22 protein-coding genes are annotated in these 18,588 nt (G+C 56.9%); 10 read left to right on the plus strand and 12 right to left on the minus strand.

The features are described 5' to 3' along the window. From CU102_RS26420 to mobC, 3 genes are all read right to left on the minus strand, one after another. Positions 1-194, minus strand: a 194-nt coding sequence (locus CU102_RS26420) for a MarR family transcriptional regulator (protein WP_245425583.1), incomplete at its 3' end; no start/stop codon positions are given. A 286-nt stretch (positions 195-480) separates the two neighbouring features. Continuing rightward, the gene (locus CU102_RS26425) at positions 481-3,519 is read right to left on the minus strand and encodes an LPD7 domain-containing protein (protein ID WP_166648583.1); all 3,039 of its coding nucleotides are present in this window, start codon (positions 3,517-3,519) and stop codon (positions 481-483) included. After that, positions 3,512-3,904, minus strand: a complete 393-nt coding sequence (gene mobC, locus CU102_RS26430) for a plasmid mobilization relaxosome protein MobC (RefSeq protein WP_166648582.1) — start codon at positions 3,902-3,904, stop codon at positions 3,512-3,514. The genes CU102_RS26425 and mobC overlap by 8 nt, the downstream gene beginning before the upstream one ends. Before the next feature lie 405 nt (positions 3,905-4,309). Between mobC and CU102_RS26435 the strand changes: the two genes are divergently transcribed. The 5 genes from CU102_RS26435 to CU102_RS26455 all read left to right on the plus strand — a co-directional run bounded on the left by CU102_RS26435 (position 4,310) and on the right by CU102_RS26455 (position 6,240). Continuing rightward, a complete protein-coding gene (locus tag CU102_RS26435) occupies positions 4,310-5,002 on the plus strand; it encodes a ParA family protein (RefSeq protein WP_106714081.1) in 693 nt (230 codons plus the stop codon). Further along, positions 4,999-5,358: a hypothetical protein gene (locus CU102_RS26440; protein ID WP_133624728.1), complete on the plus strand. Its 360-nt coding sequence runs from the start codon at positions 4,999-5,001 to the stop codon at positions 5,356-5,358. Before CU102_RS26435 ends, CU102_RS26440 begins: the two co-directional genes overlap by 4 nt. A gap of 70 nt (positions 5,359-5,428) precedes the next feature. Next, positions 5,429-5,653: a GapR family DNA-binding domain-containing protein gene (locus CU102_RS26445; RefSeq protein WP_106714053.1), complete on the plus strand. Its 225-nt coding sequence runs from the start codon at positions 5,429-5,431 to the stop codon at positions 5,651-5,653. A 1-nt stretch (position 5,654) separates the two neighbouring features. Further along, complete coding sequence (locus tag CU102_RS26450) at positions 5,655-5,867, plus strand: hypothetical protein (RefSeq protein ID WP_106714054.1); 213 nt, start codon at positions 5,655-5,657, stop codon at positions 5,865-5,867. A 1-nt stretch (position 5,868) separates the two neighbouring features. After that, a complete protein-coding gene (locus CU102_RS26455; protein ID WP_106714055.1) occupies positions 5,869-6,240 on the plus strand; it encodes a P-loop NTPase family protein in 372 nt (123 codons plus the stop codon). 185 nt (positions 6,241-6,425) lie between these two features. On the opposite strand, the gene CU102_RS26460 is transcribed toward CU102_RS26455, so the two are convergent. From CU102_RS26460 to CU102_RS26490, 7 genes are all read right to left on the minus strand, one after another. Beyond that, complete coding sequence (locus CU102_RS26460; protein WP_106714082.1) at positions 6,426-6,749, minus strand: DUF736 family protein; 324 nt, start codon at positions 6,747-6,749, stop codon at positions 6,426-6,428. A gap of 983 nt (positions 6,750-7,732) precedes the next feature. Then, positions 7,733-7,945, minus strand: coding sequence for an antitoxin VbhA family protein (locus tag CU102_RS26465; RefSeq protein WP_106714056.1), 213 nt, complete (start codon positions 7,943-7,945; stop codon positions 7,733-7,735). A gap of 13 nt (positions 7,946-7,958) precedes the next feature. Further along, on the minus strand, positions 7,959-8,333 hold the full coding sequence (locus CU102_RS26470; RefSeq protein WP_106714057.1) for an HVO_A0114 family putative DNA-binding protein: 375 nt from the start codon (positions 8,331-8,333) through the stop codon (positions 7,959-7,961). Next, positions 8,330-8,614, minus strand: a complete 285-nt coding sequence (locus CU102_RS26475) for a toxin-antitoxin system TumE family protein (protein ID WP_106714058.1) — start codon at positions 8,612-8,614, stop codon at positions 8,330-8,332. The genes CU102_RS26470 and CU102_RS26475 overlap by 4 nt, the downstream gene beginning before the upstream one ends. A gap of 55 nt (positions 8,615-8,669) precedes the next feature. Continuing rightward, positions 8,670-8,993: a thioredoxin domain-containing protein gene (locus CU102_RS26480; protein ID WP_106714059.1), complete on the minus strand. Its 324-nt coding sequence runs from the start codon at positions 8,991-8,993 to the stop codon at positions 8,670-8,672. Continuing rightward, entirely contained in the window at positions 8,990-9,349 is a 360-nt protein-coding gene (locus CU102_RS26485; RefSeq protein WP_106714060.1) for a DUF2958 domain-containing protein, read from the minus strand. Before CU102_RS26485 ends, CU102_RS26480 begins: the two co-directional genes overlap by 4 nt. An 85-nt stretch (positions 9,350-9,434) precedes the next feature. After that, on the minus strand, positions 9,435-10,373 hold the full coding sequence (locus tag CU102_RS26490) for an ArdC family protein (RefSeq protein WP_106714083.1): 939 nt from the start codon (positions 10,371-10,373) through the stop codon (positions 9,435-9,437). A gap of 349 nt (positions 10,374-10,722) precedes the next feature. Between CU102_RS26490 and CU102_RS26495 the strand changes: the two genes are divergently transcribed. The 3 genes from CU102_RS26495 (at position 10,723) to CU102_RS26505 (ending at position 13,041) form a co-directional block, all read left to right on the plus strand. Continuing rightward, entirely contained in the window at positions 10,723-10,920 is a 198-nt protein-coding gene (locus tag CU102_RS26495) for a hypothetical protein (RefSeq protein ID WP_106714061.1), read from the plus strand. Between the two features lie 484 nt (positions 10,921-11,404). Then, positions 11,405-12,448: a non-homologous end-joining DNA ligase gene (ligD, locus tag CU102_RS26500; protein ID WP_106714084.1), complete on the plus strand. Its 1,044-nt coding sequence runs from the start codon at positions 11,405-11,407 to the stop codon at positions 12,446-12,448. 161 nt (positions 12,449-12,609) lie between these two features. Continuing rightward, positions 12,610-13,041, plus strand: coding sequence for a hypothetical protein (locus CU102_RS26505; protein ID WP_133624726.1), 432 nt, complete (start codon positions 12,610-12,612; stop codon positions 13,039-13,041). Positions 13,042-13,315: 274 nt separating this feature from the next. On the opposite strand, the gene CU102_RS26510 is transcribed toward CU102_RS26505, so the two are convergent. Then, on the minus strand, positions 13,316-13,516 hold the full coding sequence (locus CU102_RS26510) for a DUF2905 domain-containing protein (RefSeq protein ID WP_106714063.1): 201 nt from the start codon (positions 13,514-13,516) through the stop codon (positions 13,316-13,318). Between the two features lie 235 nt (positions 13,517-13,751). Between CU102_RS26510 and CU102_RS26515 the strand changes: the two genes are divergently transcribed. Both CU102_RS26515 and CU102_RS26520 read left to right on the plus strand, forming a co-directional pair. Beyond that, positions 13,752-14,396, plus strand: a complete 645-nt coding sequence (locus tag CU102_RS26515; protein ID WP_245425585.1) for a poly-gamma-glutamate hydrolase family protein — start codon at positions 13,752-13,754, stop codon at positions 14,394-14,396. A gap of 308 nt (positions 14,397-14,704) precedes the next feature. After that, positions 14,705-16,093, plus strand: coding sequence for a transposase (locus tag CU102_RS26520; protein WP_106714064.1), 1,389 nt, complete (start codon positions 14,705-14,707; stop codon positions 16,091-16,093). A 230-nt stretch (positions 16,094-16,323) separates the two neighbouring features. Here the strand turns inward: CU102_RS26520 and CU102_RS26525 are convergent, their stop codons facing one another. Beyond that, on the minus strand, positions 16,324-18,564 hold the full coding sequence (locus CU102_RS26525) for a hypothetical protein (protein ID WP_106714065.1): 2,241 nt from the start codon (positions 18,562-18,564) through the stop codon (positions 16,324-16,326). Positions 18,565-18,588 lie beyond the last annotated feature (24 nt).

Consider the following 18,588-nt stretch of genomic DNA (forward strand, 5'->3'; position numbering starts at 1 on the left):
ACGGGATTTCCTCTGGCAAGGAGGCCCTGCCGCTCCAGTCCATCGATCAGGCGCACCGCAGCCGGCTGGCTCACCCCGACAACCTCTGCGACCTCCGTCGTAGTCAATCCTGGCTTGAAATGCAGCACGGAAAGCAGAGCCGCCGCACTGGCTGACAAGCCAGCCAGTGCGGCTTCGCTCCGGTATGCAATCATCGCTCCCAGAGCGCCAAGTTTATTTGCGTCCAACATATGCATAGTTTATGCATATGTTGGAGACTTGCAAGAGGCGTTATTGCCCAAGGACGATCCGGCCATCAATGGAGAAGCAACCGCACAAAGACTCATAAATTGCTGCACGGATTGCGGAGCCTCGTATCGATAGTCGGTTGTCTGACATTTCGCCGCTTCGAGGTAAGCACCCGCATCTGGGCATTTCATGGAAGGCAGCGACGCCACGCCGGACGAGAACCGGCCGTAGCCGGTTCTGATACTTACGGCTTCACTGTTTTTGCCGCTTGACGTTTTTTTGCGTCTGCGCTTTTTCGGTCTCCTGCTTCTGCTTCAGGAGCTCGGCCTGCTCCTGCGCAAGACGCTCAACCTGGGGTGACTGGTTGATATCAGTCGGCATTGGCCGTTTTGGATCCATCTCTACCGCATTTTGAGCACGTCGTGCCGCACCCGCCTCGGCCTGCGTGCGATAAGCGTGATCGCTACCACCGCCGTCGATTGGTTTCTCATTTGTCCTGGACGATTCCGCTGCCTGTCTTGTCTCGCGGCTGGCCTCGTTCTCGGATTTTGTCCGTACGGTTTCCAGGGCAATAGTGGTTTCTGCGCTGGAGCGGTTTAAACCTTCCTCCTGCATCGCAGCGCGCACGGTCTCACGGTCTTTACTGTCGTTGATCCCGACCATGGCGCCGGTATCAGTGAACGACGGCGACTGGGGCTTGGCCCGTTCTGGTGCGCTCGGCGACTGCGCCTCCGGAACCAATGGTGGAACCTGTGCAGCCGGGCTTGCCGGCGTCTGCATGGGTATTGCGGACTTTTCAACGTTGCCGGCGGTAAAGCCTGGGCGTTCGGCTTGTCGCCTGTCCAGGCGCTCCGTTTCCCGCCTGATCTGGTCCTGCAGTTCCGGATTGGCGATCTGAAAGCCATGTTCGGCTGCAAGTTCAACGACAAGGGCTTTGTAACTGCTGGTGCCGGTGACCGTCAGATCGCCCCATTTTTCCGTCGACAACCGCATGGCTGCAAGCACGGCCTGCCGATCTTTCCAGTCGTGGATCTCAACCTTCTTGCCGTTATCGACGAAGGCGATCCTGCCAATCTCGCCGTCACTGGAAAGGTGCGAATAGCGGATGGTATCGCCGCGCCTCTCGGAAGCGAAACCGGCAAGATCATCCTTGGGCACGGGTTCAACATAGCGGCCGCCTTCCACAGCGCCACGCTTGCGCTCGATGTTCTGTTGAGCGTTCAGCATATTGCGCTGCGTCTCACCCATCTTCTTTCGCACCGTTTCGACTTGTGGCAGCAGCTCGACCGGCAGGGTCTCCTCGACCACCTTCATTTGTTCGTTGATGTCATCGAACGCGGATTGCATCGTATCAAGATTTGGCATGTCGGTTGTCACTCCTGTCGTTTCGGGTTGACGGGATGCTTCGCGCTGCGCCGCTCCCGCGACGGCCTGTTCAGCGCGGTTCCTGAACTTCAGGATGGTTGCCGTGGACGGCTGATCGAGGGGCCTGCGGGTTGAAGCAAGCTCCGGACTGACGACAAACTGGTGGAACACATCGGTCCGCGCCGGTTTCAATGCTGCGAGCTCGGCCGGTGAGACATCGATATAGGCGACGCTGCCGCTGGACCGCTCCGCCATACGGGTCGCGGCCTCGCGATCGCGAGTAAACTGCGGCGCACTGGTCAGCGCTGCGCCCGCAGTGCTCGCAGCACCCGGGCGATCAGCCCGATAAAGCCGCGTTGCACCAGCTGCGAGAGTAGGCTCAAACGACCGCGATGCTGCAATGGACTCGACGTCCCGCCATCCCTGCAGAACGGCCCTCGCCCGCTTTCTGCCTTCCTCGCGGACAGGGATATGCGGGGTTCCGGAACGGACGGCATCAACGCGCCGGCGCACGCTCTCGGACGCAACGCCGCGTTCCACACGGCGAATGTCCTTGAGCTTGTAACCGGGCGGATTGGAGCGTTCGAAACGGCTGAGCGCTTCCATCGGGATGTGCCGTTCTCGCGCTTCGTGCGCAAGCGTTTCGCGCCAGCGCTGCAGATCCTGAATTTTCGGATCAATCCGCTCGCCGGTTTGCGCCTTCATCCGGACGACGGCGTGAACATGGATGTGTTCCCGGTCCTCGTGCAAGGCAAAGGCATATTCATGGCCGGCAAATTCCGTTGGCAGCATCGCCCGTGCCGCTTCGACAAACGCTTGCTTGTCGGTGCCCGGCTTGGCGCTCAGGATGATATGGGCGACGTCGCGCTGTTCCTTTGAGCGCAGATCCCGCTTCCAGTCGCGTGCTTCCTTGAGATTAGCGTCATGACCGATCAGAGTTGTTGCTTCGGATAAACGACCATCCCTGGTCAAACAAATGGATTGGACCATCCTCGTGCCGCCATGAGTAAGCTGAGTCAGATACCTGGCCGTCCCCTCGACACCATGGGCGAAGCCGCGCACATCCATGTCCGTCTCGGTGCCGAATGCCCGGTCAAACCGGTTCTCGAGCTGCGCCAGGGATTTGCGGTTATCGAATACCCGGATCGCCTTGCCGTCATCGCCCTGACGGCGGGCTGCCGCGCTCATGACGATCTCAACCCGGGTTGTCCCATCCGGCCTGTCTTCGGATGCCCAGGCAAAGCGATGACCGGGAAGCGCCTGGCGTAGCGCGGTTTCAATCTGGACCTGCCCACCCCTGCCCCGATACTGGCCGCCCTCGACGTCGAGCGCGAGGCGCAAGACATCCTTGGTTGGCTTGCGCTCCGGCTCTTCGCCCGTCCATTCCCGCGCAAGCGCTGCAAGCGATATGGATCCCTTAATCGTGCTGCCGTCCTCACGTTCGAGCGCCAGTTCACCTTTGCGACCTTGATACTGGACGAGTGCATTCACGCGGGCTCCGCCAGCGGCGTAACTCGCGATCTTGACGACGGCCGCCTGTGATCCGGAGGCGACTTTCACGCGTGCCGCCATGGCAGCGGCAGCGGCCGCAGGAGACGGCGAACCAAGGGGCTTTGCACCGCTTGGCTTGCTCCTGGATGCGGGTGCAGCGCCACCACCGCCGCCGGCCTGAGATAGTTTGCGCTTCTTCCATTCGTCGAGAAGCGACGTGTCGATCAGGCGGGCACCGGTCTTTGGCTTGCCGCCTGTGCGCGGTTTGCCGCTTGGTGAACCGGTATTGGTCCGAAGCTTTGGCCGGGTCTTGGTCGGAGCGTCAAACACGCCCTGCTGGATCAGGCTCGCGTCGACTGCTGCCTGGCGCAACGAACGGCGGCGCAATGACAGACCCTCCAGCCCTTCAAACAGATCGGCAAACAGATCATCCATGGCGACCACCGATCCGCTCTTTCGCCTGCTTGCGTGCCTTCGCACACAGCGACACATAGTCTTCCGATTGTGCGAGAAGTTCCTTTCTCAAGCGACCAATGCCCGCCTGCAGAGTGGGGAAATCAGGAGTGCGGCCGGAGTTCAAAATGCGGGCGATCTGGTTGATATTGACGCCGATCGCGCGCAGCTGCCGCGCATATTCAAGGATCGCATCGCGGATTTCGCCGTCATAGGTCGGGCCGAAACCCGCAGCCTGCCGGACAAAACGGCGCAAAGCCTCACTGGTGGTGAGGCCGTTTTCCGCACAGAACGCGCGAAACAACGCGCTCTCTTCACGGCTAAGGCGTGTGTGAAGAACCTGATCCTTGATCCGGGCTTTCGACAACGACGGCTCCTTTTCTTCTATCACGTTCCGGGCGCCCGAAGGGTGACTGCCGGAACGTGTCTCAAGGCCCGCCCGGCAAGGGCACACGGAAATTTCGTATCACGATATTTCCTATCCTGCCATCTATATATGCTATTATTTCCCGATTTGTTTGCTGATGCTCCTTGATAGAACCACTTTCAGTGCCACAACTGCTACCGCTGATTGTGGTGGTGTCAGCGCGCCCAGTTATGGCAGTTCTGTCACTTTTGATGCTGATATGAGTGGTATGAGGCTATCAGTTGCGCAAGTGACAGCACGGTGGGAACTGCTCTGTGGCTCTGCGTTCGTCACTTATATGAGTGAATTAGTTTGACAGGTTATATAACTTATATAAGTTTTCATAATCATTATATGGAGCTTGTCATGACTGTAATCACCTTCGCGAACTCCAAAGGCGGTGTCGGCAAATCGACACTTTGCCTTCTCATCGGCTCTGAATTGGCGATGCATGGAAGCAATGTTCTCATTCTCGACGCCGACGCGCAGAAGTCATGTTTCAAATGGGCTGAGCGGTGTCAGAAAGCCGGAACCCTTCCGTCGAACCTGAAGGTCGAGCCAGCGGCTACAATAGAGCAATTGACAGCGAGGTTGGGGAACCCTGGCAACGCCGAGATTGTACTCGTCGATGTCCAGGGTTCAATGAATGATCTTCTGACAGCCGCGATAGTGGCAAGCTCGCTCACGCTCGTACCGAGCAAGGCGACTGTCATGGAGATGGTTGAAGCCGTGCAATTGTTCGAGTGGTCGAAAAACCTGCGACGTGCGCCGTTACGTCTGGTGTTGAACGGCGTCGAAGGTATTGACTTGAAAACTGTGGCTTTCCAGGACGCCATCACTCTGATCCGCGGTAGCAGGATCCCCTGTCTGGGAAACTTCGTCCGGTCGCGAAAACTCTACCAGCAGTTTTCAAAAGACGCCGGGACACTCGCCCAGATTTCTGACGATCCGGCAAAGCAAGATCAGGTTGAAAAGGCCCGCAAGAACATCAGGGATCTGATCGAAGATATCGTCAAAGCTATCGCGGAAGAAAATAGCGATCCGGCGCGGTCAGCATGAAAGACAACCCATCGACCAAAATTCAAATTCCTCAAGTTCGCCTCAGTTCAACTCAGATGAGTTCCCTCATAGGGGAAGCCATTCCGAGCGCCGAGAAAAAAATGGAGCCGGCGAAGGTGGCGAACACACGGCCCCCGCCGCAGGAGCCACCACCTGTGGAAGACATAATAACCGAAAACCACGCAGAGAAGAGCGTGAGAAACAGGGCGCGAACTCACCGATCCCATTTGCTGGAGCGCTTGCAGATTCAGCTACAGCCATCGGTCATAGCTGAAACGAAAATCCGCGCCGTGCAAGATCGCACCACAGCATCCGCGATCGTTGAAGCGGCCCTTCGCGCCTACCTGAAACTGTAGTCCCTCGCGTGCGCGTGCGCGCACGCGCAAGGGTTGGCGACACATCATCGTATGTTTGGAGATACCAGCAATGTCCAGCAACAGCAAACTACAGAGGCTCGTCGACAAGATCGAGCGGCTCGACGAGACGATCAAGGAACACAACGCCGAAAAGTCCGAGGTGTACAAGGACGCGAAGAGCGACGGGTATGACGTCAAGGCGTTGCGCAAGGTCATCGCGATACGGCGCAAAGGCCACGAGAAACACGAAGAAGAGGAAGCGACAGTCGCGACCTATCTTGCGGAGCTCGGATAAGATGGCCCCCGAAAACAAACCGAGTGCGCGGCAGTTGTATCTTGACGGGCTGCGTGAACTTGCGGCCCGCCATGGCGACGAATATGCGCTTCTGACTGCTGCGACGACCATGGCCAATTTGTTGGCGATGGTCAGCATGGCCATGTACCACCTGTCGGACCCTCCCCTTTTCCTGCCGCCGGAAGCACCTCCCGCGAAGGGGGAGAAGCATTGACATGTCGGTGATGACGAAAATCGTCATCTATGGCGGAACAGGCAGCGGTAAGTACGTGCTTGCGCTCCAGCTGCTGGCGGATAATCCGTTTCTGGGCGACCCTGTCGTGATCAGGACGCCGACTGATATGACGCCGTTTTTAAGTTCTCCGCACAGCGGTATCGGCATCGTGCATGCATTGAACGTGCAGCACATCATGACGAAGAGCCAATGCTCGGGCTTTGGTCCGGTATTGTTTGTACCGGCACCAACAGAGGTCGAGGCTTGGGGTGAAGACCTGGTGAATGACGCGGCCGTGTGGGACTGGTTGATGGGTGTAGACGTCGCAGGCGGGCCAATCACCGATCCTGCCGATTTGGATGGTTCTGGTTGATCGCTCATAAAGTTTATCAGCTGAATCTTGAGACAAGTTCGGGCACAGTTGCTGCCTGTTGGCCATTTTTATCTTGCCCGTCCCATAATGCGGAAAAGGCCCCGTCCAGCTATGAACTGACCCCCGAAAATGGATGTCCAAATTCTTGGGGTCAGTTCAGTCAAGGGCTCCTCCTGCGTCGGCTATCAGTCCCAGGGGATGACCGCCATCAGCTTCGTGTCGTCCTGGCCGGGGTAACGCCCGAGATTGGCGTTCAGCTTGTCGTAGCCGGTGTTGACGGACAGGGTGTAGTAGGTCGTGCCCTTCGCGCTGGTCTTTTCCCAGACACCGCCGATCTCGATCTTGCGGCCGCGGGGTGTCCTGGCGAAGAGCTTGAAGACCGGAGCCTTCGGGTTGTCGCTGTTCAGCTTCTCGCCGGTGATGTCAATGTCGAAGGCCACGGTGGCAATATTGCCGGAGATCGTGTTGTCTTCGTTGATCTGGATGAAGTTTACGAGGGTGTCGGTCATCGCGTTTGCTCCTTGTTCGCGTTGTCGATGGACACGGTCAAGGACCGGCCAGAGGCCGGCATGCATCCGCAGGACCGCAACGCATGTGAAGGACGGCGAAGGACGGATGATTTTGGACCGCGAGGAATGGCCGCAGGACAGGGGAAAATCATTCGGACCCGCCGTTGCTTGCCGGGCAGACGGTCTTAGTGCTCCATTGTCAAGACAACGCCCGAACAAGAGCAATAACGCCGTGATTTCGACCAACCTCAGTTCATCCAGATCAACGAAGGCATCACAATCCGGTCGGCCAGGATGATGCCACGTGGTTTTCGATATCGGCTTTCATCGGCGGCACCAACCAGTGACTACGCGGGGCTACGGACTTCACAGCACCATCGCGCTCAAGGCATCCCAAGGCTGCAGGGCCGGATATACAGCGCCATCACGGAAAGCAGACCCCACGAAGGGCATGCCCACTTGCACACGCCCAATGCCAACATTGGCTATGGCCAGCGTTCGCCAGGTTCTAGTGCAACACGAAAGAGACTGGACGACACGACCCTGATGGCGGCGGTCATTCCGCGGCAGGGAACCGCGACGCAGCAGGATCTGCCCCGAAACCGGGCTCTTGACATGCGGCGGCGCTCTTGCACCGGCGTAGCACTGCAGTCAGGAAGTGGAGTGGATGGACTGCTGACTCTCCGGAAAGGTGTTTTTTCTGCCCGGAAGGGCCGAAGCGAGATCCGGCAAGGATCGAACGCAGCCGGCGAGGTTGGAACGCGCTGTCATGGGGCGCCGTTGACATCACCGAGCCGGAGAAAAAACTGGTGTGCCGTAAGGCACTCGCCACTCAAGCGACTAGCGTGGGGAAAGGGACCGCTTTGCAGGTCGAGCAACCGGATCGCGATCACCGGATGCTCTGCTGCCTCTAGCGCCTCGTGTGTCTCGGCCCCATCTTGTTTTTGAGGGTAATGCCCGTCAGCAAGGGATGAACTAAATGTCTACTTGGTGCCGAGAATGGCCTTAACGCGCGGCAGCATTTCGGCAAGTTCGATCTCACCGGCAATGAAAGCCTCAAAGACCGGCTGGCAGGCCGGGTTCGGTCGAAGGCCCTCGATGGCGTTCGACCGAAAGGCACTGCGCACCATCTTGCGGCGGAGTTCCATTTCCTCCAGGGTGATGGCCGGGGCCTTCCGTTTGACTGCGACTGCCATGGAATTCCTCCTGCTATGCGGCGGCAGTGAGGGTAAAATCGGCCTCGATCTCATCGTAAGGGACCCATATTTTTCCGTCTTCGGTTTTCTCGATAAGACCCCATTCGATCAGGGTCGTTACGTCCTCGTGGACGCGCTTGATGCCGCGATCGAGCGAACGGGCGAGGCCGCGCACGCTTGAGGGGCCGATTTTCTGTAAATGCTCGATCAACTCCCACCGTTTGGGGCTGATCACGGTGAACAGTTGCGCCGGGGAACTGAAAGTGAGAACCGCAACAGGGTCCTGCGGTTCACCGCTTTTCCATCCCTCTACAAATTCATCGGCCATTTCTGTGATTGCGGCCAGCTCATCGGCTTCGTGTCGTATCTGGATCACTGCGCGGTTCATGGCTTCAACCTCCGTGTGACTTCGGCAAGGAAGTCAATTCTAAGCTGCTCGATGCTGACGAAGGTATAGGGCTGTTCTATGCCGTCCAGATGGCAATGATCGCCTTTGCCGCGTTCATTGTCGAAACCAACTATACGTTCGCCGTTTCTGCCGAAAAACAGGCGGTATTTGTAGAAATGGCTGCTACCGGGAACCGGTTGCGGTAATTTCCAAACGACCATTTCGACAATCGCGCCGCTGCCCAGGTTACGTTTTCGATACAGGACTTTTTCGGCTTTCATGTTGTCCTTTATGACATCATTTTAGCCCGTTGTCAATTGTGACAACGGGCCGTGATCAGAATATCGGACCGATGCGCTCCCATATGGTCGGCTCAGGCTTGTGACCTACCTCCGCCAGCATGGCAATGACATCGGCGGGGCGCACGGCGGGGTGCAGGCCATTGATCTCGTAGCCACGTGAGCGGGCTTCCTCGACGATGGATTCGAGCGTCGGGAATTCCTCAAGGCAGGTTCCAAGCCAGATCTCCGGCTCGTCAAAGTCGGACTCCTCCTCGTAGAAACCTTGAAGAAAGAAGGTCCGCAGCGGCTTGTCATAGCCGATGACTGCCTCGTCATCGATGCGACCTGCATTGAGTAGGTTGATATAGAAACGGCTCATGCCGTAATCCCTCCGTTTCGCCGGGCTTCCTCGGCATATTTGGCTAACGTCATTGCCGCCTGAAAGCTGGTATCCCGGTCGGCCTTGAGGCCAAAGGGACCAACGACCGATTGCAATTCCTCAAGAGCGACATTCCCTAATTCCGGAAACCCGAACCCAAGATCACACAGGCCGAAGAAAATCCCAAAGTCGGGATCATATTCAGTTAGCAACCAAGTGGCGCGGCCTGTCGGCATGAAGAGTTTGACAACCGGCTTGAAATCGACTGGGGCACTCCCCTCTTCGGAACGGGCGGCATTTATCCGGTAGTTTTTTACCATCTGTGCAAGTTGTTCATTGGTGATGAGGTCAGACATTCAGTTTTCTCCTTTTGTCCGCGAAGCGGTCTTCCTGTCCCCGCAAGGGGCAGGAGCCTGGCTCTCCCGAGCAATTGGCGACCGATCAGGCGGCCGCGCGGTTTTCTTCGTCCACCTCGGTTTGTGTGGATGCGACTGGTTGCAAGCTGTGCAAGAAAGCAACGGCGCGCTCGGCATGCGATGCTGCCTGAAAGATTGCGCGCCTGTCGTTCTTCAGGACCTTCAACCAGCCTGAAATATAAGCGGCGTGATCGTCGCGGGGTTCGATGGCAAGACCGAGATCAGCGGCGAGGAAAACGCTGCCGAGTTCCGCAACCAGTTCCTCGCGCGCGTAACCTTCGTCACCCCATGCCTTGCGGCCGAGGTCACGGTTGAGGCGCGTTTCATGACGCGTCCAGTGGATGCATTCATGTCCAAGGGTTGCGGCATGGGCTTCTGCGGAAACAAAGGCCTCAAAGACGGGCATGGCGATGAAATCAGCATCGATGCGGTAATAGGCCTGATTGCCACCTTCACAGATGTCGGCGCCAAGATTGCCATAAAACGCATCGACACGCGGTATGCGGGCTTTCGCTTGTAATCCGTCCGGCGCCTTCGCCTTGGCTGAATAATCAGCCGGCAAACCTTCGATCTGATCGGTGTTGAACACACTATAGCCCTTCAGATAGGGAATGCGGCGCTCGACCTCTTCGCCCTGCTCGTCTTCTTCTTTGCGTTCGATAGCGTTGGCGTAGATGACAAGCGTGGATCTTTCACCCTTGCGGACCTGTCCGCCGAGTTCATGCGCCTGTTTGTAGGTCATCCAGAACGGTGACTGATACCCCTTCTCTGCCGCTTCCATCCATAGGAGAACGGTGTTGATGCCGCGGTAGGCGACGCCATTGTGGCGCAAGGGACGAACCGGCGAGCCGCAGGCACCCCATGGCTGCATCCATGGTCTTGTTCCCGCCTCCAGCTGTTCAATAATCCTGGCGGTGATACGCACATAAATATCGGCGCGCGGTGTGGTGTCTGGCTTGGTCATCGGCTTGTTCCTTTTCATCTGCTCTTGCCCGGCGGGCAGGAGCCCTGCTCCTGCTCCCGAGCAATCGGCGATCCGATCGGAAAAGTGGGGGGCAAGCAGAAAATCGGCAGGGGTGTCCCCGGTCTGCACAAGCGGAGCGGAGCGAAGCGCGGAAGATGGGGGATGCCGATTATCTGCTTGTTGGGGAGAAAACGGCGGCCGTTGTCTCCCCTCCCCCTTCGCAAGCAAAGGGCGGCGCAGCCGCGCCGCTTCTATGGGAGTGGGTATTTAAGAAACACGGAAGGCAATCGACTTTCGAGATTTCATAATGTAGATCGATCAGGCCAGGTCGGTTCACAGGGAGCGCACAATGAAGGACCTTCTGTTCAAGCCGCAGCTACCAATTTGGCTGTACGGCCTCATAGGCGGTGTTTCGGCTATTATAGGGGGCCGCATTTCCGACGCCTTCGGCTGGCCGGATTATACCAATCCCTTTCTCACCGGCGTGATCTGCTTTTTTCTCGCAATAGCGTTGACCCTGCTGCGCAATGGGGTGAAACAGCGATAGGAGCGCTGAATGTGCCAACCCTCCGCGCGTCTTGCACCATCCAATTTCTAAACGTCTGATGGTTCGGCTTATTGGGGCGGCTACAAGAACAGCGCCCCCTCCTTCAAGCGAGAGCGATCGTCACTCGAATGAGCCAAGACAGCAGGCTAGCTTGGTGCCGGAGGCATAGAGCGCGGCCGCTATGCGGCTCGCCCGATTTCTTCACCACGAACTGCGTTTTGTACAATAACGGAAGTTAGGGACAAACGTTGATTTGAAAACGCAGTTGGCATGTCAAATTTGTTGGCTGAGCGTAGCAATTGGTGGCAGATTTCAATCGGCGATCCAACGTGGCCGGCGAAGCATGAAGCGCGCACGGCTTTCGAATTTCCTCCGGCGACGCTTGATCCGAACGCTCGCCCGTCAATCGGCCCCTATTGGTCATGGCCCGTTCTGCGTCGCTTACGCCGTTGGCGTTGCCTACGGCATATATTAAGCTCTTATGATGGCAAAGCGTCCCTCACAGAAGCTACGGACAATCGGACTGCTCTCCGATCTCGATGCTCCACTGAAAAGCCAACCGCGCAAACAGCGGGATCCACGCCAGCCACAGCTCGCATTCGATCCTATGCCGGATCGCATAGAGCCATGTCTTGCTCTGCTGAAACCAAAACCGCCGTCTGGTCCAGATTGGGTCTTTGAGGTGAAATGGGACGGTTACCGGCTCGCCGTCCATGCTGGCGGAGATGGCGTGCGCGTGATCACACGGGGCGGCCATGACTGGACGCACCGGTTTCCATTAATTGCACAGGCTGCGAAAGACCTCGGGACGACACTGATCCTCGATGGCGAGGCCGTGGTGCTGGACGAAGAAGGGCGTTCGGATTTCGGGCTGCTTCAGCAGGCCCTCGGCGGGCGAGGAGGCAAGCGCAAAGCGTCGGAGGCCAACTTCTACGCTTTCGACCTGCTCTATTTCGATGGCCACGACATTTCCCGCCTTGAATTTGCCGAGCGCAGGCACGTGCTGCAGGAGCTGTTGAAGGATCAAAGCGGCGTCATCCGCCTATCCGAAGAAATCGAGGCTGATGGAGCAGAATTGCTGAGAGCCGCATGTGCACATGGGCTCGAAGGCATCATCGCAAAGCATAAACGGCGACCCTATCACTCCGGTCGAACCGGTGACTGGCTCAAGATCAAGTGCGTCCAAAGTGAAAGCTTTTTCATCGTCGGCTGGGAACCTTCACGAGTAGCGTTTGGCGGCATCGGCCGCCTGCTTCTGGCGGCCTACAAAGGACACGATCTGGTCTACGTCGGGGGCGTGGGAACCGGCTTCAATGAGCGCACGGCGACGGCGCTTCGCAAGCAGCTCGAAAAGCTCAAGACGTCGAACCCGGCGGTACCGATCAAGCGAAAGGGGGCCAACTTCGTTCTGCCGACCTTGATCGCGGAAATTGAATTTCGGGCTTGGACGCAGGACGGAAAGCTCCGCCACCCTTCTTATAAGGGTCTGCGCGAGGTTCAGGACAACGCCGCTGTATATAAGATTTGATCTGTTTTTGCGCCGATTCCTGCGCGCTCGTTCTTCCTACTCCCAATAGCTAAATAGGAAACGATTCACCAACGGGATAAGATGGTCTCAGGAGACGCTCCGATTACGGGCGCGTTGGGGGGACCATGCTAACTCGTCGAGGTCTGCGTGGAGCCATGCTTGTGGCTTCAGCTCAGCTGGCCATTGTTGTTGTTTTAACGCTTGTTTCTGCCAACGCAGAACCGCATTCGGCTCCTGCACTCACGGCTAAACTGAAAATGGCTTGCGGTCAGTCGGATGTGATCTGGAAGTATATTGTGAGCGTGATGGGTGGAAATCAAGCCATCGTGAACAATGGCAATCGTGGCAGACAGGGTGAATCGATTCGCCACTTCTTGCTCTATCCCGACAACAGCTGGGTCCTGATCTACGACTTCTTTATACGCGGACGCCCAAGCGAAGAAGATCAAGCCTGCATTGTGGCCAGCGGTTCACAAGAAACAGCCTACGAATCCACCAATCTATTGGTCTATGAGCTTCCTAAAGAGTGGATGGGTAAGCGCTTAAAGGACGTTCCTCCGCCGATGCTTGATGGGACACGGGTTATTTACTAGGCCAACAGGCGCGCGGGCCTCCCAAAACCAAACTTAGTTCGCAGAGATAGACGCCGGGGTTCCGTATCATCTACTTGTGAAAAAGGCATCTGCGCAAAATACCAAATTCACACATGCGAAATGCCTTCCGTGCTTTGGTCGAAAGGATCAAAGCGATATCCTTTGATCCTGTCGAGTAAGGGCACGGAAGGCATGGGGCAAGTGTGACGGGATGGCTCTCGATTATCAGCCGAGTTACACTTGGATGCATGAGCCGTTTATAAGCCTAGCGGTTCTAACGATTGATCAGCCAGAGAACCACTGAGAGCGCAATGCCGAAAAGCAGGCCAGTGGCGATTGGGATGTAAATGGTGAAATTCCCGCGCTCGATCAGAATGTCGCCCGGCAGTCTTCCAAAGCCAACGCGCGTGAGCCACGGCCAGAAAATGCCGACCGCAACGATAACAAGACCGGTAATGATCAGGATTCGGGACATGGGGTACACATGCTATGGGTCGTAATTTTCGTCGGTCGACCAAATGATGATTGAATTTCCAAACAATGCTGCTGATTCATGCTCGTTGACATCTTTGTTTGGCTTTGCGGAACCGTGGGCGAATAGCCATACTATTCAAGGCAGCGCTTGGATGAAAGAACGATGATGCTTTTAGAGCAGCTTCAACGGTCGCTTTAGTCCGGGACATGACCCGAGAAATGCGGAGATCTTAGGGATGATGGGAAAGAAGAAGGACGAATACGCATGCTTTAATGATCTAGCTGCCACTGAGATCGAAGGTGTCGACTATCGAATATGTGTAACCGACCGAACATCCCGTATCGCTATTGTCGCACCCCATGGCGGCTGGATTGAGTCTGCTACCTCACAGATTGCGGCGGCCATCGCAGCCGCCGAGTTTTCACTGTATTGCTTCGAAGGACTTAGACCCGGGCGGCCGCATAGTGATCTTCACATAAAGTCAGAAATATTTGACGAGCCCAAAGCCTGTCACTTGGTGGAGGATACTGAGATCGCCATTGGTGTGCATGGGCGGAAAGATAACGGGGATCAACAGACGGTCTGGGTCGGCGGGCTGGATTTTGGCCTTCGCGATCGAATTGCCAAGGCATTGATGCAAAATGGATTTAACGCAGTCGTGAGAAACTCCGGCGAAACTCTGGCTGGCATTGACCGAAACAATATATGCAATCGCGGATCAAGTAAGGCGGGAGTCCAGCTTGAAGTACCGAGGACATTGAGGCATCAGCTTGCCAATAATACTCCACGGCTTAACAATTTTGCCGATGCCGTGCGTGCGGCGATCGGTCAGTACATCGCCGATGGCGATAGCGTTTCAGACCAGAATGCGATGGGATAAACAGGGTCTCAATGGATATTAATGATCGCGACTTGGCACGCCGCGCCCACAAAATTCCGATAGGGATCCCTCGCCCGTTGATTAATTTACCAGATCATAAACTTAGACCAACCCGCTTCTCCTCTCCTATGTCGCTTTTGCGCCGCCATTGCGGCCGTCCAGACCAACTCGGACGCGGGCCGAAAGCAGACGTCGCTAGCGACAGGGCTGGACGGCTTGATTGCGCCGATACTGTTGAAAAACTCGTTGTTGCAGGCGCTTGGGGCGCATGATTCAATCCTGTGAGTGATTTGGCAGGGGATCAGGCGATGATGGGATTTCAGGCGGCTCCGGCGCAGCTCTTCTACGATTTCAGCCTCGATGAGCACGTGCCGGCCGATCATCTTCTGCGCCGGATCGACAACCACCTGGACCTCGATAGCGTCCGCACGCAGTTGAATCCCTACTACAGCAACACGGGTCGGCCCTCGATTGATCCAGAATTGATGATGCGGATGCTGATCATCGGCTACAGCATGGGTATCCGGTCGGAGCGTCGGCTGTGCGAGGAGGTTCATCTCAATCTCGCCTACCGTTTGTTCTGCCGGCTGGGACTGGACGGCAAGGTACCGGACCATTCCAGCTTCTCGAAGAACCGCCACGGGCGTTTCCGGCAGAGCAATATCCTTCGGCATCTGTTCGAGACGGTGGTGGAGCGCTGCCTGGCGCAGGGGCTGGTTGGGACTGAAGGCTTTGCCGTCGATGCCAGCTTGATTGCTGCCGATGCCAACAAACAACGGTCGGTACCTGGCGCAGAATGGAGTGTCCAAGAGGCGAAGGATAATGCTGGGCGTTCCGTGCAGGAATATCTGGCGGTCCTTGATGACGCCGCTTTTGGTGCGGCCTCGCCCGTGACGCCGAAGTTCATTTCCCCGTCTGATCCGGCAGCACAGTGGACCGGTGCCCATAAAGGTCATGCTTTCTTTGCCTACGCCACCAACTATCTGATCGATACCGATCACGGCGTCATTCTTGATGTGGAGGCAACGCGTGCCATCCGGCAGGCCGAGGTCGGAGCATCACGCACGATGATCGATCGAACCGAGAACCGCTTCGGCTTGAAGCCAGGCTATCTGGTCGCCGATAGCGCTTATGGTTCTGCCGATAATCTGGCTTGGCTGGTCAAGGAAAAGGACATCGCACCGCACATTCCGGTGTTCGACAAATCCAACCGAACGGACGGGACCTTCTCGCGTTCGGACTTCACTTGGGATGGCGAGAATGATCGGTACATCTGCGTGGCAGGCAAGGAGCTGAAGCAGTTCCACCGAACCTATGCAACGCCCAGATCGGGGATCACGAGTGAAGGAACGCGGCTCTACCGCGCACAAAAGAGGGATTGCGACGCCTGCGACCTCAAACAGCGCTGCTGCCCGAATGCGCCTGCTCGCAAGGTGCCGCGTGATCTCAACGAAGATGCCCGCGATGTCGCCAGAGCGATCGCCGCCACACCCGATTACGAGCGTTCCCGGCATCGCCGCAAGAAGGTCGAGATGCTCTTCGCTCACCTCAAACGTATTCTCCGGATGGCGCGTTTGAGGCTGCGAGGTCCATGTGGTGCGCGAGACGAATTCCTGCTTGCCGCAACCGCCCAGAACCTAAGGCAACTGGCGAAACTCAGACCACCAAGGCCACTACACGCCGTCATCACCGCATAAAAGCGGCCAGGCGCATAAGTGCGGGACAGATAACCGATCATCCTCACGGCAAAGGTCCTGAAAAAGCCCGATCAACAGTTAATCGGCCGAGTTTTTCAACGATATCCGCCAATAGCGGATGTCGCTTTTGGGCGGAGATTTGCTCGGGGAGGCCATAGAGGTGCCATTCAATTTCAATTATGCGAGTTTGACGCGGTTCAGATCAAGAATAACTGACGCCACGAACGGCCCTATGGAACCTCTAACAGCACTTCCTCCTTTCGCGCGAAAGGGGGAACAAAATCCGGCTGGAGCCTAAAATTCGGCTGCGATATCTCGCTCAGGTGATCCACGACTTTCTCGACCGCCGGCAGAACGGTTTCCAGGCGCGCCGCCTCGACGATGCGCACTCGAGGTAGCAAAAGCGTCTTGTCATCACGAAGGGCTTTGCTCAGCTTTTTCTTCTCGGGTTGAATCTGGTCCTCGTAGCTGTCTTGCACTTTATCCAACGTGCCGTTCAGCGCCTTCATATATGCCTGCTTGTGCTTCTCGTATTCTTTGTCACTGATACTGGTGCTGGTCAGAACGCTCGCCGAGTTCGCCCAGATGTCGAAACAATCCGTGTTCCAGAAGCGGAGGACATGCCTGTTGTACCACTCGCGCTCCAGCTCAGAGAGTCGCAGGTAGCGAACGTCGAACTGATACTGTGGCGCGTTGCTCGCCCCCACCAGGCGCGTGAACAGTTGTGACGGCACAACCTTCTTTTGGTATGAATTCCAGATGGTGTGCGTCGTGACAGGCTCGCCAATCGCAAGAATCGGAACGGAGCTGATCGGCATGTCCAGGTCGCTGCTGAAGCCGTTGGCCGTAAGATCCTCGTGGAACTTGAGCTCGGCATCGCCGGGATCGAGGGGGTCGGGCTCGTGAGTTGTCTGCTCCCACGCGGTCATGGTGCGCTTCAATTCATCGTTGTCGGTCACTGAGCTGTACTCATTGTGTTGCACAACCACCCCGAAGTTGCTCGTTTGAATGAGCATGCCGACGTGAAGAGGCAGACGTACCCAACGCGCACGAACCGGACCCGCAAGCTCGGAGTGTGCTGCGTTGATCCGATTCAAAAGTGACAACAACACATAAGCCGATCTCACAGAGTGAACACCACAGTCGTGAAGCAATTTGCCGATGAGGTTACGCGGGAACGTATGTGTCAGATAGTTGGGCGGGCCTTCCGTCAGATTGAGCCTGGAGTGGGTCGTCACTTGCCCGAAATACACGCTGGCGATGTCGACGGTCTCGCGCCAGGCATGAGCGCCTGCCTTGCTTTTGTCCACGGCCGTCGTGGCCTGGCGAGTGAGCTCGGCGAGTGTTTCTGCGAAGGAGCTGTACAGGAATGCGATCAATTCGTCGTTCTCGACGAGCCTGAGCCGCCCGCCAAGACGACCCTTGATCAGGGCGCGTCGAAACAAATGCACTGGCGTCGGACGCGAATTCAGCTCCCATGTATGTCCATACGTGACAAGGAAATAAGCAAGTTGACGGTCTCTCGATACCTGGATGCTGCCGATCCTTTCGCCCCTGACGTTCGGCTCGTCCGTATCGTCGCGGTCGAGTGAATTGAAGATGACGTTCCGGGCGTTGTGGGGTGGAAACGCGTCCAGAAACCGGTGGAGTTTTGCTCGACCCCGTCCATACCGGAACTCGGTGACACGGATCACCTTGTTCAGAATCATCGTGCGGCGGTCATTCTGCAGCTTCAGCTCATCAAGGACTTTCCCGGCTTTCGCGTCTTTCGGAATCTCCGTTGGGCTGAGAAGCATCCACAGTGACAGCTGCAGATCTTGCAACTTGCGAAGGCCGGCAGCGTCATCGCTGTCTCTTTCCAGTTTGGCCAATGCAAGTTCGAGGAGTTGCTGGAAAATCACCTGCAAGAGGCGATAGAACTGCTCGATCGCCTCCAGCAGTTGTTCAGGGAGTACTCTCTGGTCAAAAGAGGGGCCTTCTGATCGCACACCCGGCTTCACGGCCGGGGGCAAGTCGACTTTTGCGAAATGTCGCATCGCACCGCCGAGCCCGTTCAACGCCCGCTGCCATTCCTTCTCACGATTGGTTCCCGTAAGGAGGTCCACCGTTTGCGGCTGATCCTTCACGATCGTGACGATACCGTGCCAGTTGCCCGCGACCCGCTTGTTCCTGCTGCCAAACCGGGTTTGGGGCCAACTGATCAGGAGATCGAATTCCTCGAACCATCCTTTCAGGAGGACGCGGGCCATGAGCGCGTAAAAAAGCTCGTAAGAGATCGCGTGCAGAGGATCCTCGACTCCGGAGAGCTTGACCAGGTCCCGCGTAAGTTGCACGACAGCAGACTTGTCGCCAGCCTCGACGGCTTCGCACAGTCTTTTGAGGACGACGAGATCGCTGACGTCCGGAGGATTTCTCGCGATCGCGTCATCCACCTCCTTGTAGAAAACAGTGGCGCTTGAGCCCTTTGCCATAGTCGCGCTTTCTGCAAACTGCAG

It is taken from the genome of Phyllobacterium brassicacearum (assembly GCF_003010955.1).
In the GTDB taxonomy this organism is placed as follows: domain Bacteria; phylum Pseudomonadota; class Alphaproteobacteria; order Rhizobiales; family Rhizobiaceae; genus Phyllobacterium; species Phyllobacterium brassicacearum.